This window comes from Rhizobium sp. ZPR4, from assembly GCF_040215725.1.
Taxonomy (GTDB): domain Bacteria; phylum Pseudomonadota; class Alphaproteobacteria; order Rhizobiales; family Rhizobiaceae; genus Rhizobium; species Rhizobium rhizogenes_D.
The window spans coordinates 1,590,110-1,604,150 of sequence record NZ_CP157968.1 but is presented as its reverse complement, the minus strand read 5'-3'; the positions used below and the strand labels follow the sequence as shown (position 1 = coordinate 1,604,150).

Genomic DNA, 14,041 nt, shown 5'->3' with positions numbered 1-14,041 from the left:
ACGTCGAGCCGGAGCCGAAAGCCTCATGAGTGACGTCGCAGGCTAGGTCAGACCGAAGAGAGGATAGCCATGAAACGCACCCTTCCCACAGCATGCTTTATCCTTGCAGCGCTTCTTCCATGCGGACAAGCGCAGAGCATGGAGCTTAGTCCGGCGGGCAGTCGCCCGGCGGTCAAAGGGCCGACGGAGACTTTTTCCGGCTCGGTAACCGTCAGCCCTTTGTTCGTTGCCAATGACAGCCTCCCGGCCGTGGGAGGCGAGGTAACATTCGAGCCCGGAGCCCGTTCGGCCTGGCATACGCATCCGGGCGGCCAGACATTGATCGTTACGTCTGGAGCCGGATGGATACAGGAAGAAGGCGGCGAGAAACGCGTCATAAAACCCGGCGACGTGATCTGGACGCCTCCCGGCGTCAAGCATTGGCACGGTGCCACGGCGACGACCGAGATGCGCCATATCGCCATTACCGGCTTGCGTGATGGCAGGAATGTCGAATGGCTGGAGAAGGTCCCAGACGAGGACTATCTTAACTAATCTCCACAACGACGAGCGTATTTCATCAAACTGGCCGATCCGGTTGTTCTTGCATCCGGGCCGGCATCTCCCACGAGCACAGGAATGAAATGATGCCCCATATAATTTTGAAAATGGCAGCAGGAAGGACCGAAGCGATGAAGCATGCCGTGGCTGAAAATCTGGCCAAGGCTGTCATCGAAACGCTCGGCGTTGACGAGAGTTCGGTTTCCGTCGCGATCGAGGATGTGGCGATGTCCGATTGGGCCGGGAAGGTTTATGCTCCCGACATCCAGGGAAAATCCAACACGATCTATAAGAAGCCGGGCTACGATCCGTTTCAGTAAGGGGCTGGTCAAGCGGGTCTTGCAGAGAGACGTAGACTCCCATCTGCATTGATACTCGCATGTACGCCATCATAGTCCACAATAGTCGGATGCCGAGTGAACAACGGTGTCCGATGGGTCGCGCTGATCACGAGCACGGAAGCACCTGAGGCTTCCGCTGCCTCTATCCCAGCGGGCGCGTCCTCAAAAACAAGGCATTGTTCAATGGGTTGCGCTAACATCCTTGCAGCCAACATGAAGCAGTCCGGCGCCGGCTTGCCATTCTGCACATCCTCGCCGGCGATCAGAACCTCAGGCCAGGGAATACCGGCTGCCGCAATGCGGACCCTGGCGAGTTCGCGCGGGGCAGAGGTGACGATCGCCCAGCGATCCCGCGGCAGGTTTTTCAGAAAGCCGATGGCGCCCGCGATCGGTTCTACGCCGGCAACATCATCGATTTCAGCTTGTGTGAGTACCCTGACCTCTTCGGCAGGGTCGATGCCTGACAGGCCGAGCCGAGTAATTGTCTCGATCGCCTTGCTGCCATGAACGGTCGCCAGCAGGGCTATAGCGTCGACGCCACGTTTTTCCGCCCACGCGGTCCAGACCCGCTCCGCGACGGCAATCGAATTCAGGACGGTTCCATCCATGTCGAACAGGAAAGCGCCGAAGGAGCGGTCGTCAAAAGGCATCAGGATCGATCCTCGGCTTTCTGGTTGGATGAGAGACGATCGAGAATGGCCTGCGCGGTATTGGCATCGGTGACCAATGCGTTGATCATTCCCGATCGTGCCGCGCCGATAATGCCGCTTGCCTTGCTTGGAGTCGCGGCGACAGCGATGCAGAGCGGCACCTTGCGCAATTGCGCGGGAGAGGCTGCAATCATCCCCTCCTCTCCATCCCAGTGCAGGACTTCGCCGGCCTCGGTGACGTAGTGGCGCAGCACATCTCCAGCCGCATGGCTCAACGCCTTTTCGCCCGGCAGCGCCGTTTCCGAGGGGTTTGCGGCATGAGTTAATCCGACGCCGACGATCGCCGCATCCAGCCTGTCCCAGAGGGACGTCACCTGCTGCACGGTGGGGTCCCCGAGAAACGCATCCCGGAGTTCGGTCGAAGAAATATAGGGCGCATGCAGGAAATGCGGCACGCCACCCATCTGGACCGCCGCCTGGCGCACGAATTCATTGATCTGGAAGTGAGGCGCCGCGTGCTGCATGCCGCCGTTCAGTGCGACCGTGACGATTCCGGGCAATTGCGGCAGACCAGCCAATGTCACTTCGCGCACCGCCCGCCCCCAACCGATACCGAGCGTCGAACCGGAGCGCAGGCCCGCCTGCTGCAGAAGCGAGCCGACAGGTGCGGCAAGCGCACTCAGCACATTTGATGACGGCGTATCGATCACTGCAGCGGTGCCCAACTTCAGGCCGTCGATCAGTGCGGCGCTCAGGTCCTCGGCGGGTGAAAGATCGATCACTTCGATCCGGACGATCCCGATCGCCCGGGCTCGCTGCAGCAACCGCGAAACCGTCGCCGTCGACAGACCGAGCTTCCTGGCAATATCCACCTGCGCCATATCGGATTGGTAGTGCAGTTTGGCGACCGTGTGCAGCAACGCGCGATTTGCCGCAGCCTCCTGCGATTGAGACGAATTCAGGTTGAAATTCCTTTCTGCAATGTGTTACACATACAGCACTTGAGGAGTTATCGCTTAAAAAGCCCGGTTTCGCAACGCTTATACCGCGCATGAGAGTCCTCAATTTCAGGAGCAATGCCTTCTTCGGGGAGTGGAGAAGGCGTGCCCGTATGGGTGCCGTTCGCAACGGCTGGAGGAAGGATCAAATGACGAAATTGACGACAGCGGAGATGCGCGGCTACCAGCAGATTTGCGGCAGCGATGGTGCCATGATGGTGATTGCCTGCGACCAGCGCGGTGGCATGCGCAGCCTTCTGGCCAAGGACCCGGCCGAGCAGGCGGCGATCTCCGACAAGGTGCTGGGGGACACGAAGGCCGATATTGCCCGCTTTCTGGCAAGCAAGGCGTCCTGTGTTCTCGTCGATCCGATCTGTGCCGTGCCGGCGCTGGTCGATGATCGGGTTCTTCAGCGCGATACTGCGCTGCTGATCGGTCTCGATGCTTCCGGCTGGGATACATCCGCGGAAGGCTATCGTCTGTCGAAGCTGGTTCCCGGCGTTACCGCGCGCCGCGTGCGCCAGTTGGGAGCGACTGGCGGTAAGATCATGGTCTATCTGCGCTCGGATCGGGATGCGGCGAATGTCCATAATATCCAGATTCTGAAGCAGTGCATCGAAGACTTTGCACATGAAGATCTTCTGCTGGTCGTAGAATTCTTGACCTACAAGTTCGAAGATGAGGACGAGGCCGACTACAAGGCGAAGCTGCCGTCTTTGATCGTCGGCGGCAGCAAGATCTGCCTCGATCTCGGCGCAAAAGTCTTGAAGATTCCTTATCCGGGGTCGTCGGAAGCCTGCGCCGAAGTCACACGCCTTTCGGGCGAGGTGCCATGGGCAGTGCTATCGGCCGGCGTCGACCACGCAACTTTCCTCACCCAGGTCGAGGATGCCATGCGCAACGGCGCTTCAGGCGTCATTGCTGGCCGTTCGCTGTGGAAGGACTGCATCTCGCTCGATCGTTCGGTAACGAAGGATCGGCTGGAAACGGTCGCGGTGCCAAGACTTCGAGAAATCCAGGCCGTCATCGCAACGCACTTCAAGGGCACTGGATCGCACAGCTCCGAACAAAGGCAACGCGCCCATGGCTGACATCGCCATCGGCGTCGATATTGGCGGCACGAATATTCGCGCTGCCCTCGTCTCCGCCCAGGGCGAGCTGCTTGCCAAGCTGTCGGAACGAACGCCGACCGATCCCCTGGTGGCATTGGAGCGCGTCATTGCGATGGCGCGTACGCTCGATACTCCCGAAGTTTTGGGGATTGGTGTCGGCATACCCGGGCGGGTCGATGTCGATAGTCGCGAGATTCTGTCCGGCGGCATCCTCAATCTCTCCGGCCTCGACTTCGTAAAGCGGCTCGAGACGGCCCTCCAAAAGCCTGTTGTCATCGAGAATGATTGCAGCATGGCGCTGATCGCAGAAATGCGGATCGGCGGCGCCAAGGGCTATCAAAACGTTGCGATGTTGACGATCGGGACGGGCATTGGCGGTGCCGTCGCCCATGCCGGGCGCATTTATCACGGGCATAAGGCGGCCGGGCAGCTCGGCCATATTTGTGTATCGCAGGATGGTCCGCCCTGCCCTTGCGGCAGACGCGGCTGCGTCGAAACCTTCAGCTCCGGAACCGCTTTGCGCCGACATATCGCCGAATCCGGATTGGCGGTGACGACAATCCGCGAAATCTTCGACATGGCGGCGGAAGGAAACGACACGGCAGTCCGCGTGCTGCGCCAATGGGCAACACCCTTGCGTGCCGCACTCGACAATATCGCGGCGACCATGGATCCGGAGATCATTCTGCTCGGCGGCGGACTTGGCTGTGATGCCGCGCGGGCTCTTGCCGACTTGCCGGCAGCCGCGCCCTGGTTTTGCCCCGCCATATTGCCGGCGAAGCTGGCAGACGATGCCGGCGTGATCGGCGCAGGGCTTTCGATTTTTGGCGCGGACGCCCTGGCGCAAGGAAAGCGGGTTGTTCTCGTTAACGGCGTGCCGGCTTCCGGCAAAAGCCGTCTGGCCAAGGCTTTATCACGACGAACCGGTTGGCCGATCCTGTCTCTCGACGGCATCAAGAACCCGTTCCTGCAGCATATCGGTTCGGTCGACCGCGACTTCAATCGGACGTTGGGAAAGGCGAGCTACCAGGCAATCTGGTCATTTATCGCGGAGGCGCCTGCCGGTTCGACCTTCATCATCGATGCATGGTTCGGCTTTCAGCCGAGGACCCAACTTGAGAACTATATCAATGCTGCGCAGATAGACCATGTCGCCGAGCTCTGGTGCAAGGTGCCTGGAGCGGTTGCCGGCGAGCGTTACGCCAGCCGGTTGAAGGACCGATTGCCGGGACATCCGGGTGCCGAATATGTGCCGGAACTGATAGCGCTTGCCGATCGAGCCGAGCCAATGGGTTGTAGTGCCGTGATGACGGTCGACCAGACGCAGGAACCGGATATGGGGGCTATCATGGCTTGGCTTTCAAAGGTCTTCGAGCGCGAATGATAGGCGCCGCCGTCCAGGCAGACGGCATAAATGCGAAATAATCCTGAACCGTCGTGCGACGCTATGTCCCCGGCGGATGTCGGCATCGTGTGCGTGGCGGAATTGTATAGCCATATCAACAGGATGAAGGAAATTCATTACAGAAAAAAATTACTTGACGTGCCGGGGTAACCCACTGATTATCGCTTTGCCGGACAGGGGAGGTTCGGCTTCAAGAGGAGGAAAATTATGGAGCGCCGCTCATTTCTCAAGGCTACGGCCGTGGCATCGCTCGCTACCGGTGTTGCGGCAGTTGCCGGCAGCACCAAAGCCGCAGACAAGAAGTTTACGATTGCCCTCATTCCGGGTCTGACGACCGATGCCTTCTACATCACCATGCGCAAGGGTGCCGAAGCGGCAGCCAAGGCTGTCGGTGCCGAGCTCGTTTTTCAGGGCGGCCCCGATTTCAACCCGGTGACCCAGGTTCCGGTTCTTGATGCGGTGATCGCCAAGAAGCCCGATTTCATTCTGATCGCGCCGACCGACAAGGATCAGCTGATTCAGCCTCTGAAAAAGGCCAATGATGCCGGCATCCCGATCATCACTGTCGATACCTTCATCGGCACCGGCGTCTACCAGACTGGTAAAGGCGATGCGGACTTTCCGCTGGCCTACATCGCTTCCGACAACCTGCTCGGCGGCGCGATTGCCGCGCGTGCGCTGGCAAAGGCCGTTGGCGAAAAGGGCAAGGTCTACGTTTCCAACGTCAAGCCCGGCGTTTCCACCACCGACCAGCGCGAGCAGGGTTTCAAGGAGGAGATGAAGAAGTATCCGAACATCACCGTTCTGGAGACGCAGTATAACGACGACGACGCCAACAAGGCAGCATCGCAGCTTCAGGCCGTCTTCGCACGCAACTCCGATCTCGACGGCGTTTTCGGGGCCAATCTGTTCTCCGCTCTCGGTGCCGCCAACGGCGTGCAGCAGGCCGGCCAGACGGGCAAGATCCGCGTGGTCGCTTTCGATGCGCCGACGTCTATCGTCGACAACATCAACTCCGGCCTCGTCGATCTGGCGATTGCGCAACATCCGGCCGAGATCGGCTATTTCGGTGTGATGGCCGCTTATGCGCATCTCACCGGCAATTCGATCCCGACGGCGATCGGCACCGGCTTCACGGTCATCGACAAGTCGAACGTAGCCGACAAGAAGGTCGCGAAGTTCATCTACTCCGACTGATGCGGAGATAGTCTGTGCCTCGCCCATCGGCGAGGCACATTATCCAACGATGATAGAGCGACGGCGCCTAACCTTCGCGCCTCCAACGCTCCAGTTTGGACCGATCCATGACAATCGACAATGCAGAGGTCCGCAAGGCGGATCAGCACGTGGCGCCGCAGGCAGACCACGGCGACCAGGCAAAAACACTTCTTAATCGCATCGCGCAATTGCGTGCATGGCTCTTTCTTGCCGCGCTTATCGTGACTTTCGAGATCTGGGCGCGGATCGACTTCGGCGGCACGTTCGTCGGCTCAAGCTTCAACTGGCAGTCCGTTGCGATCTTCGCGGTGGCGCCGCTGCTGCTGGCGATCGGGCAGACTTTCGTGATCATCTCGGGCGGTATCGATCTGTCGACCGGCTTCATCATGGGGCTTGCGGCCGTCGTCGCCGCGCATATCGCCAATATCGCCGGCCTTTACATGCCTCTGCCCGTGGCAATGGTCTTCGGCATTCTCGTTGCCATGCTGGCGGCCGCAGTCCCTGGCCTCATCAATGGTCTCCTGATCTCTCGTCTCAAGGTTCCGCCTTTCATCGGCACGCTCGGCATGTTCGGCGTTGCGCGCGGCACGGCCTTCCTGCTCGCCGGCGGCACGACTGTGCCGGTCAAGAATTCCTATTTTGCCGAACTCGGCAATGGACGGTTCTATGGCGTGCCCTATCTCGTCATCGTCACGCTCGTCTTCGTGCTGATCATGCATTATTTGCTGAGCCAGACCCGCTTCGGCCAGCATAATTATGCCATCGGAGCCAATGCGCAGGCGGCGCGGCGGGCCGGCATCGATATCAAGTCCCATCTGCTGCGGCTCTATATTCTTTCGGCTGTCTGCGCGGGCCTGGGAGGCGCGCTCTATGCGGCCCGTTTCACCGCGGGTGCGGCCCAGGCCGGCGAACCGCTGCTGCTCGACAGCGTGGCGGCCGTCGTGATCGGTGGCGCCAGCCTCTTTGGCGGTTCCGGTACGATCATCGGCACCGTCGCCGGCGCTCTCGTCATCGCCGTCATCCAATATGGCCTCGTCTTCATGAATGTGGAGCCGTTCTGGCAGTTCATCGCCGTCGGTGTCGTCATCATCATTTCGGTGCTCATCGACCAGGCACAGCGTCGGTTCAGCGGAGCAAAACAGGATGAATAGTGCAACTCCCCTCCTCGAGGTCCGCAATCTCTCGCGTTATTTCGGTGCGGTGCGTGCCCTCGACAATTGCTCCATGGTCGTCCGGCCCGGTGAAGTCGTAGCACTTGCGGGCGATAACGGCGCCGGCAAGACCACGATGATCAAGGCGATCTCCGGTGTCTATCCACCAACGGCGGGCGAAATCCTGATCGAAGGCAAGCCCGTTACCTTCTCCTCGCCGCAGGATGCGCGTGAAAAGGGCATAGAAACGATCTACCAGGATCTGGCGCTCGCCGATAATCTGCCGATTGGCGCCAATATCTTCCTCGGCCGTGAGCCGATGAAGAAGCTCTTCGGCTTTCTGCCGGTGCTTGACCGAAAGGCGATGGCGGAAGCCGCACGCAAGACGATGGCCGAGCTGGACTTTCACGTGAAGAGGCTCGATGCGCCAGTCAGCAACTTCTCCGGCGGCCAGCGCCAAGCGGTTGCGATCGGACGCGCGGTCTACTGGAACGCCCGTATTCTCGTCATGGACGAGCCGACCGCAGCACTCGGCGTGCCGGAACAGCGCAAGGTCGTGGCCCTCATCAAGTCGCTGAAGGCGCAGGGACGCGGTGTTATCTTCATCTCGCACAATCTGCAGGATATTTTCGCGGTTTCCGACCGCATCGTCGTCCTGCGTCGTGGGATTGTCGCCGGCGAACGCAACATCGCCGACACCAATCACGAGGAAGTCGTGAGGCTCATGATCGGCGGCTGACCTACGACCAACCCAACGCGCATTCAGAACGAGGCGGTAGCGATAGAGTGTCATCGCTACCGCCTTGTTTGTTTGCGCCCGGGTCTTTGATGGTCGCCAATTGAACCAGATATTGCCCTGTGATGAGATAACGGTGTTCTTCAATCGATATGGCTGCTGCTGGCCATATGCCATGCTATGAGTGATATCCACCTATTCCAACGACCAATATCGACTGGACGAGCGTTCCGGCGAAGATCGCGGGAAACCGGGCGCACGTCTTGGAGGCAAGCAGGAATGAGCACGACAGACAATATCGTATCCTTCACCGGATCGCCCCCAACGGCGAGCGATATTGCCGCAATCGCGCGACGCAATGCCAGGGTCGAGATCTTACCTGATGTCGAAGACAAGATCACTGCTGCGCGCGCCGTCGTGGAACGCTACCTTGCGGCCGACCAGCCAGTTTATGGTTTGACGACGGCACTGGGTGCCGGTGTCGATACGCGGCTCGCCACGGACGATCTCATCGCTTTCCAATTGCGCGTGCCACAGGCTCGTGCCGTCGGGGTCGGGCCGGCGCTGCCGCGCGAAGCCGTCAGGGCGATGATGGCCGCTCGCATCGCTGGCATGGCGGCTGGCAGCTCCGGCGTATCGCTCCCGGTTTTCGCCGGTCTCGTCGCCGCACTGAATGCGGGCTTCCATCCGGTGGTGCCTTCGCTCGGCTCGATCGGTGCTGCCGACCTTGCACCCTTGGCACATATGGGACGCGCTTTGCTGGGGGATGGCGAGGCGGAACTCGATGGCGCGGTTATGCCAGCGCTGGATGCCCTCTCGAAAGCCGGTCTGAAACCTTTGCCGATCGCTCCGAAGGATGGGCATGTGCTCGTGGTAGCCAACAGCCTGTCGGTCGGCAAGGCCTGCCTCTGCATCGAGGATATCGAGCGGCTGTTCGACTGGTCGCTTGCAGCTATCGCGCTGAACTTCGAGGCATTCCGCGCCAATGTATCGGCTTTTGACGGCCGGGCGCTGGCAGCAAGGCCAGCCTTCGGCCAGCGCGAGGCGGCAGCGAGGCTTCGCGAAATGCTTTCTGGAAGTTCTCTTCTGGCGGATGGTGCGGCGCGGCGTCTCCAGGATCCGTTGAGCTATCGCTGTGCCCCGCAGGTTTGGGGTGCTCTGCTCCACGCGATCGGCGAAGCGCGTGCCGCAACCGAGATCGAGCTTGCTAGCTCCGGCGACAATCCCGTCGTGCTGGCCGAGGAAGGGCTCATCCTGTCGCATGGCAATTTCGACATGACGGCCTTCGTTTTGGCCTGGGAGCGGCTCGGTCAGGCAATCGCCCATTGCGCGGCGGCGACCGCTTATAGAACAATGAAAATCATGTCGCCGGGCATGTCGGAGCTGCCGCGATTCCTGACCCCGCTCGGGCAGAGCAGAACGGGTTTTGCCACCGTGCAGAAAACGGTCTCTGCGCTTGAAGCCGAGATACGCCATCTGGCCATTCCCGTGTCGCTCACGCCGATCCCGGTCGCGGACGGCGTCGAGGATCAGGCCTCGATGGCGCCCAGCGTTCTATCGAAGATCGAAGCGATGATCGAGCGGCTACGTTATCTCGTGGCTATTGAGCTCGTCGCGTCGGCCCAGGCAGTCGAGTTGCGCGGCGTAACGGGCGAGCTTGGCCGCCGGACGCTGGACGCCTATCGACAGGTGCGCCAACTGGTGGCATCACTCGACGAAGATCGCGCCCAAGGTCCTGATTTTCAGCGAGTGTCGGAATTTATCGCAGAGACCGCGGCGAAGGCTGCTCTCTGATCGAAAATGGCGGCAAGTATTTCACATCTGTCGCATCGCTTTCTTGCAGGCCGTCTGGCGGCCTGCATCATCCGATAGACCGGCATAGCCGGTGACATGCCTGGAGAACGGTAATGCAGGAAATCTGGATCGACTATCTCAATGCCATAGACGCCAAGGCCCTGGCGCTTTCCAATGACGAAATCCTCGACGCCGTGACCAAGGCGCTCGATGCGCAGGGGCGCGGCGAGACTGTTATCGAGCCTCGCGTTCATCTCGTACCTGAGAGTTCCGATAAGGGGCATTTCAATGTGCTGCGCGGCTATGTGAAGCCGCTTGACTATGCCGGCGTCAAGGTCGTCGGCGATTTCGTCGACAACTACAAACAGGGCCTGCCTTCGGAATTGGCGGTCCTCAATCTGTTCGATCCGCGAACCGGCGTACCGAAGGCCATCATCGACGCGACGGCGATCACCGACATGCGCACCGGCGCCGTCACGGCTATCGGAGCGCGTCATCTAGCTCGTAAGGACAGCAAGATCCTCGGCCATATCGGCGCGCGCGGCACCTCCTACTGGAACGTGCGCCTGCTCGACCACATTTTCGATTTCGATGAAATCCGCGTGCATTCGCGCCGTCCGGAAAGCCGGGACGCTTTCGCCGCGCGGCTGGAAAAGGATCTCGGCAAGAAAATCATCGTGACGGACAATTGGGAGGATTGCCTGAAGGGCGCCGATATCATGATCGAGGCGAGCCGCCTGCCGGAGCCGACACCGCTTTTCAAGACTGCCTGGGTCAAGAAAGGCGCCTTCGTCGTGCCTTACGGAACGATGAGTGCGCTTGAATTCGACCTGACCGACATCATGGACAAGGTCGTCGTCGATGACTGGGGACAATGCGGACCGGGGCGTCCCTTCGGGGCCCTTCGCCGCCATGTCGACGAAGGCAAGGTGACGGCTGAGACGCTGCATGCCGAAATCGGCCAGATCGTCTGCGGCGCCAGGCCAGGCCGTGAAAGCGATGACGAGACCATCCTCTTCTGGCATCGCGGCCTCAGCACGACCGATGTCGCGCTCGGCGCGGCAATGGTGGAGAAGGCTAGACGTATGAATATCGGCCAGCGGCTCCGGTTTGCGTGACGCGCCATGAGGACTCTCCCTGCCATTGCCTGCTCGCGAATGTACAATCTGAGCCCCAAGATATCGGGGCTTTGGGACAGGTTTTTCCATTGGCTTGCGGATCGATCAGGCGTTGAGCTTGAAGTCATAGCCCATGCCGCGCCAGCGCCTCTGTCCGAATTATGGGCGCGTCCGGACATGGGCGTCGTTTTCATGTGCGGCTTTCCGTTCTCCCGGCTATCGCCGGCGGAGCGCCCGCAGCCAGTGGCAGCGCCCATCTCGCTGGCGGACTGGGCAAACAGGCAGCCAGTCTATGCGAGCCATATCGTCGCCGCTCGGGATAAGCCGCTTATGGAAGCTGATCTTGCAACCGCACGCTGGGGCTGGACGGTGCGAGACTCTCAGTCCGGCTATAATGCGCCGCGAGAATTCTTTGCCACGCTTGCGGATAGGCCTACAGCGGCGCAAATCGTCGGCCCGCTCCTCAATCCACGCGGCGTGGTCGACGCCATTCGTTCAGGTGCCATAGATGTCGGCGCCATCGACGCCTATGCCTTTCAGCTCATGGCAATGCACGAGCCGGACATGATCGCGCCGTTGCGCATCGTGGCCACCACGAAGCCTGCGCCCTTCCCCCTGCTGGTGGCCTCTCGACAGCAATCGCCGGAACTTGTCGACGCGCTACGTGCCGCTCTTCTCCGTGCGCACCGCGATCCGCAAGGAAGTGACATTCTCAAATCACTCGGCCTGGCTGCCTTTGCCGAGGCGGATGTTGCCGCTTATGACCAGCTTCCCGCAAGAGCGCGGGCCATCGATGCTGCTCTCGGGACATGGTGAAGTTCCAGCGAGCTAGTCAATAGCCGGCACATTATGCGCTGGCGACCTGCTTCAATAATTTCTTTGCTGCAAGGCCCAGGCATTCCTCGAAGGCCGTCAGGTCCAGAAAGAGCTGATTCGGCGCGACTTGGCGTGTGACGATGACGCCGTCACGTACCGCTATGCCGCCGTCGAGCATCAGATTGTCGGTCATATCGAAGTTTTCCAGCGACATGCCGTCGGGACCGCGGTGGCGTCCGTCCTCGCCAAGTTGAACATCGCCGCCATAGAGCTTGCTCACACGCTCGAAATGATTGTCGGTGCAGTTGGAAAAGGCAAATGCCGGGCAGCCGCGGGCACACATGAAGCCAAGTTCGAAGGCCGTGCCGATATCGGCCGCGACGCCACGAAACGGCGTCAGATTGGCGATGATGAGATCGGCGCTCGTCATCAGTTTCTCGTTGATGGCGCTGATGGCAAGGCCACGCTGCCGACGCGTCTCCGTCTCAGGCACGGCAAGATCGCCGGGTGAAACCGGCGTAAAGCCATAGCGACGCGCCAGCGCGATCTTGCGATCGAGGATTTCCCTAGCGTTCGGGAGGAAGACTTCCGGGCCTGCCAGATATGCTCTCAATGCATTGCCTCTTTGACAGAATATTGCACCGCGGGAGTTGCGGGACCATATGAAGCCTATGGCCGATTCAAGGCTCTTCTGCCATAGCCGGACACATAATTTATTAAATCGCGAAATAACGGCGATTGCCGTTCCCGGTCACTGGCGACACGCGTATAGTTCTATTCGGATCGAATAGCGCTCACGATCCATGACAGAATTTGTGGGGTATAGAAAATGCAATCTTCTCTTGAGGCAGTTGCCGCCACGACCCAGGACGACCAAGGCAGCTGGCCGACAAAACAAAGCAAGATCCTCGATTGGCTTATGAATGATGTCCGCGAGCAGCGATTCATCGACAATATCCTCGTCGAACTCTGCGAGAAAATGCGGGCAGTCGGTGTTCCGATCGGAAGAGCGACGATGCACTTCAGAACGCTGCATCCGCAATGGCTTGGCGCGAGGATTCTGTGGCGCACCGGTATGAAAGAGGCGGATATCGCCACCTTCAGTTACGGGGTCGAGAAAACGCCTCAGTTTCTGGCAAGCCCTATCAACGAAATCTTCAACGGTGCGACGGAAGTCCGGAAAAATCTCGAAATCTGCGAAAAGGTAGAGCTGAACTATCCGCTTTATAAGGAAATGCATGCGGAAGGGCTGACTGATTATATTGCCTGGCCGATTTATCATACGCTTGGCAAGCGCCATATCGTGACCTTTGCCTCGGATGCTCCCGGCGGCTTTACCGAACAGCACGTTACCTTCTTGAAGGACCTGCTACCGGCCCTGACGATGGTGACCGAGATCCGTTTGAAAAACATCATGGCGCGCACGCTCCTGCGCACCTATGTCGGGCCGCATGCCAGCGAAAAGATCCTGGCTGGCGCCACGACGCGTGGCAGCGGTACGACCGTCGGTGCGGCGATCCTCATTTGCGACTTGCGCGACTTCACCACGATCTCGGACATGTGGCCGCGCGACGATGTCATCGAGCTGCTCAATGGCTATTTCGACGCGATGGTCGATCCGATCGAAAAGCATGGCGGCGAGATCCTCAAATTCATGGGTGACGGCCTGTTGGCCATTTTCCCGCTGAGCGATCCGAATGCCTGTCACAATCTTCTTCTTGCCATCAGCGAGGCGCAGGCGAGTGTTGCTGTACTCAACGAGGAAAATCGCAAGCATGGCCGTGAAGTGCTGCGCTACGGTGTCGGCGTGCATGTCGGCGATGTGATGTACGGCAATATCGGCTCGCGCACGCGTCTTGATTTCACGGTCATCGGTCCGGCCGTCAATATCGCCTCACGGCTCGAATCTCTGACGAAGGAGGTCAAGCGGCCGGTGCTCCTGTCCAAGGCCTTCGTCGATATGGCCGGCTGCCAGCGGGATATGGAAAGCCTCGGCTCCTTCCCTCTCAAGGGCCTTGGAGAACCGGTCGATGTGTTCGCCTTTGCTGCCAAGGAAATCTTGCTTCAACATGGTTGATGGGTAAGCAGGGCGAGCTTTGCCCTGCAAATCCTCGATTTTGTACGGCGCGATTCAGTCGGTAGCAAAACGTGAAATGGCCAAA

Annotated in this window: 14 protein-coding genes; 11 read left to right on the top strand and 3 right to left on the bottom strand. The window is 59.8% G+C overall.

Annotation, left to right across the window (positions count from 1 at the left end):
- Window positions 1-69: 69 nt before the first annotated feature.
- Window positions 70-534, top strand: coding sequence for a cupin domain-containing protein (locus ABOK31_RS26955; RefSeq protein WP_350019289.1), 465 nt, complete (start codon window positions 70-72; stop codon window positions 532-534).
- Window positions 535-671: 137 nt separating this feature from the next.
- On the top strand, window positions 672-860 hold the full coding sequence (locus ABOK31_RS26950; protein WP_350019288.1) for a tautomerase family protein: 189 nt from the start codon (window positions 672-674) through the stop codon (window positions 858-860).
- Window positions 861-868: 8 nt separating this feature from the next.
- Here ABOK31_RS26950 and ABOK31_RS26945 read toward each other — a convergent pair whose 3' ends face one another.
- Window positions 869-1,531, bottom strand: a complete 663-nt coding sequence (locus tag ABOK31_RS26945; RefSeq protein ID WP_349959830.1) for an HAD-IA family hydrolase — start codon at window positions 1,529-1,531, stop codon at window positions 869-871.
- Entirely contained in the window at window positions 1,531-2,451 is a 921-nt protein-coding gene (locus ABOK31_RS26940) for a sugar-binding domain-containing protein (RefSeq protein WP_349959829.1), read from the bottom strand. Before ABOK31_RS26940 ends, ABOK31_RS26945 begins: the two co-directional genes overlap by 1 nt.
- Window positions 2,452-2,678: 227 nt before the next feature.
- Between ABOK31_RS26940 and ABOK31_RS26935 the strand changes: the two genes are divergently transcribed.
- From ABOK31_RS26935 to ABOK31_RS26900, 8 genes are all read left to right on the top strand, one after another.
- Window positions 2,679-3,620: a tagatose-bisphosphate aldolase gene (locus ABOK31_RS26935; protein WP_349959828.1), complete on the top strand. Its 942-nt coding sequence runs from the start codon at window positions 2,679-2,681 to the stop codon at window positions 3,618-3,620.
- A complete protein-coding gene (locus ABOK31_RS26930) occupies window positions 3,613-5,025 on the top strand; it encodes an ROK family protein (RefSeq protein ID WP_349959827.1) in 1,413 nt (470 codons plus the stop codon). Before ABOK31_RS26935 ends, ABOK31_RS26930 begins: the two co-directional genes overlap by 8 nt.
- A 228-nt stretch (window positions 5,026-5,253) precedes the next feature.
- On the top strand, window positions 5,254-6,243 hold the full coding sequence (locus ABOK31_RS26925; protein WP_174172954.1) for a substrate-binding domain-containing protein: 990 nt from the start codon (window positions 5,254-5,256) through the stop codon (window positions 6,241-6,243).
- A gap of 107 nt (window positions 6,244-6,350) precedes the next feature.
- Window positions 6,351-7,415: a ribose ABC transporter gene (locus tag ABOK31_RS26920; RefSeq protein ID WP_174172955.1), complete on the top strand. Its 1,065-nt coding sequence runs from the start codon at window positions 6,351-6,353 to the stop codon at window positions 7,413-7,415.
- Entirely contained in the window at window positions 7,408-8,154 is a 747-nt protein-coding gene (locus ABOK31_RS26915) for an ATP-binding cassette domain-containing protein (RefSeq protein WP_174172956.1), read from the top strand. The genes ABOK31_RS26920 and ABOK31_RS26915 overlap by 8 nt, the downstream gene beginning before the upstream one ends.
- Before the next feature lie 276 nt (window positions 8,155-8,430).
- Window positions 8,431-9,945 carry a histidine ammonia-lyase gene (hutH, locus tag ABOK31_RS26910; protein WP_349959826.1) on the top strand — a complete coding sequence of 505 codons (1,515 nt, stop codon included), beginning with the start codon at window positions 8,431-8,433 and terminating at the stop codon, window positions 9,943-9,945.
- A 113-nt stretch (window positions 9,946-10,058) separates the two neighbouring features.
- Complete coding sequence (locus ABOK31_RS26905; protein WP_174172958.1) at window positions 10,059-11,063, top strand: ornithine cyclodeaminase family protein; 1,005 nt, start codon at window positions 10,059-10,061, stop codon at window positions 11,061-11,063.
- A gap of 39 nt (window positions 11,064-11,102) precedes the next feature.
- Window positions 11,103-11,879, top strand: coding sequence for a PhnD/SsuA/transferrin family substrate-binding protein (locus ABOK31_RS26900; protein ID WP_349961325.1), 777 nt, complete (start codon window positions 11,103-11,105; stop codon window positions 11,877-11,879).
- A 31-nt stretch (window positions 11,880-11,910) separates the two neighbouring features.
- Here ABOK31_RS26900 and ABOK31_RS26895 read toward each other — a convergent pair whose 3' ends face one another.
- Window positions 11,911-12,492 carry a nucleoside 2-deoxyribosyltransferase gene (locus tag ABOK31_RS26895; protein WP_349959825.1) on the bottom strand — a complete coding sequence of 194 codons (582 nt, stop codon included), beginning with the start codon at window positions 12,490-12,492 and terminating at the stop codon, window positions 11,911-11,913.
- A gap of 216 nt (window positions 12,493-12,708) precedes the next feature.
- On the opposite strand from ABOK31_RS26895, the gene ABOK31_RS26890 reads away from it, so the two are divergent.
- Window positions 12,709-13,956: an adenylate/guanylate cyclase domain-containing protein gene (locus ABOK31_RS26890; RefSeq protein WP_349959823.1), complete on the top strand. Its 1,248-nt coding sequence runs from the start codon at window positions 12,709-12,711 to the stop codon at window positions 13,954-13,956.
- Window positions 13,957-14,041: the final 85 nt, after the last annotated feature.

Coding starts and splice junctions, on each gene's coding strand:
- ABOK31_RS26950 (WP_350019288.1), top strand. CDS start 672: ATGAAGCATGCCGTGGCTGAAAATCTGGCCAAGGCTGTCATCGAAACG.
- ABOK31_RS26925 (WP_174172954.1), top strand. CDS start 5,254: ATGGAGCGCCGCTCATTTCTCAAGGCTACGGCCGTGGCATCGCTCGCT.
- hutH (WP_349959826.1), top strand. CDS start 8,431: ATGAGCACGACAGACAATATCGTATCCTTCACCGGATCGCCCCCAACG.
- ABOK31_RS26945 (WP_349959830.1), bottom strand. CDS start 1,531: ATGCCTTTTGACGACCGCTCCTTCGGCGCTTTCCTGTTCGACATGGAT.
- ABOK31_RS26930 (WP_349959827.1), top strand. CDS start 3,613: ATGGCTGACATCGCCATCGGCGTCGATATTGGCGGCACGAATATTCGC.
- ABOK31_RS26935 (WP_349959828.1), top strand. CDS start 2,679: ATGACGAAATTGACGACAGCGGAGATGCGCGGCTACCAGCAGATTTGC.
- ABOK31_RS26915 (WP_174172956.1), top strand. CDS start 7,408: ATGAATAGTGCAACTCCCCTCCTCGAGGTCCGCAATCTCTCGCGTTAT.
- ABOK31_RS26905 (WP_174172958.1), top strand. CDS start 10,059: ATGCAGGAAATCTGGATCGACTATCTCAATGCCATAGACGCCAAGGCC.
- ABOK31_RS26920 (WP_174172955.1), top strand. CDS start 6,351: ATGACAATCGACAATGCAGAGGTCCGCAAGGCGGATCAGCACGTGGCG.
- ABOK31_RS26900 (WP_349961325.1), top strand. CDS start 11,103: ATGTACAATCTGAGCCCCAAGATATCGGGGCTTTGGGACAGGTTTTTC.
- ABOK31_RS26955 (WP_350019289.1), top strand. CDS start 70: ATGAAACGCACCCTTCCCACAGCATGCTTTATCCTTGCAGCGCTTCTT.
- ABOK31_RS26890 (WP_349959823.1), top strand. CDS start 12,709: ATGCAATCTTCTCTTGAGGCAGTTGCCGCCACGACCCAGGACGACCAA.